This is a genomic window from [Phormidium] sp. LEGE 05292 (assembly GCF_015207735.1).
Lineage (GTDB): Bacteria > Cyanobacteriota > Cyanobacteriia > Cyanobacteriales > Aerosakkonemataceae > Floridanema.
In genome coordinates this window covers 1-1,507 of the sequence record NZ_JADEWG010000334.1, presented here as the reverse complement: position 1 = coordinate 1,507, position 1,507 = coordinate 1, and the positions used below count along the sequence as shown (strand labels likewise).

1 protein-coding gene is annotated in these 1,507 nt (G+C 39.7%); it reads right to left on the bottom strand.

Translation table 11 applies throughout. From position 1 onward, the window contains the following. Positions 1-1,493, bottom strand: a 1,493-nt coding sequence (locus IQ264_RS32435) for a glycosyltransferase (protein ID WP_193986889.1), incomplete at its 3' end; no start/stop codon positions are given. Between the last annotated feature and the right edge of the window lie 14 nt (positions 1,494-1,507).

The window sequence follows — 1,507 nt, the reverse complement described above, 5'->3', positions numbered from 1 at the left end:
CCCTTGTCCCCAGTCCCCAGTCCCCGATTCCCAGAAACCTGCATCCGAACTAACTGATAAGCTTTGGTTTTAGTTAACACTTGATGGGGAGTAATGTCGAGTAATTTGCGATCGATTTGGTAGGATTGACAGAGGATTAAAACCGAAGTGAGTTTTGGGTTAGTAGCAGCGACTTTTCTAATGTAATCAAAGGTAGTGTAATAATCTTCAAAATAATCGACATTTCGTTGCGTATAGAACACCACACTGGGCTTTTTAAAGCCCACCATCAATAACTCTTCCCCTGGTTTTTCTACTTGTTTTATAAAAGTAGATAATTCGCGTAAAGGCATTTGTCTTGCGCCATCCAAGAGAAAAGAAGCAGGTGTGAGTACAAAAGCTAAGAAAGCCACAAATGCGAGCAAGTTGGGAATTACCAATAAGGGTAAACGGCGACGATGTTGAAGTAAAAAGACTAAGGCGATCGCAGTAATTCCCCAAATCAAAAAACCTCTGACTGCTAAACCAGATTTTTCTAACAACTGCGGCAAATCAGGTATTGCTGGATCGTCTCCCATTATACTTGGAATATAGAGAAGTAAAGCTGCAAAACCAATAGATAAAACTACGTTCAAAATTCCAATCCAAAACAAAGCTTTATTTGTTTGGAACTTCTCCTTATCTCGAATCAGAAACTTTTCCGCACTCACTAAAGCTATTTGTTCGCTAAACAACAGTGCCACTAAAATTGCCGCTGCTGGGATTAGGGGAATTATGTAGCTTGGTAACTTAGTCACAGAAATCGTAAAAAAGCCGAAAATTCCAAAAAACCAAACCAAAGCAAATAAACTAAGTTGACTGGAACGGTTAGAATTGCGCCATTTTTTTACCTGCCAAAAGCGCAATTTAGCGACCGCCAAAGGCAGATAAATCGACCAAGGAAAAAACCCAACTAACACTATTAAAAAGTAAAAATACCAAGGTGCAGAATGTCCATTAACTACTTGGGTAAAGCGTTCGACATTGTGATAACCAAAGAACGCATTAATGAAAGCATTGCCATTGCGTAAATAACATAAGATATACCAAGGAAGAGCGATCGCACTAAAAATCAAACTACCCCAAACCGGGCGCATTTCTTGCCAAACTTCCCGCCAATTCCCCAAATAAATTACAAAACTAGCAATAATTATCAGTGGCAAAACAATTCCCACAGGCCCTTTAGTTAACACCGCCAAAGCACTTAAAACATAAAAAGCTATATACCAAGGCGAAATATTTAAAAGGAAACTTCTCGGTTTTTCTGAGCAATTACTTTCATCTTTTCCCGCATAACCAATAAAAAAGCACAACAAAGATGTCCCCATACAACCACTCAGCAACATATCAGAAACACCCGTTCTCGCCCAAGCAATTGTAATCGGATTTAAAGCAATTAAAGCCGCACCAATCCAAGCAGAAAGGTACTGGGGACTAGGGGAAGTTCTAGATGTACTTAAATTATTTCCCCCCATCTCCCCATCTCCCC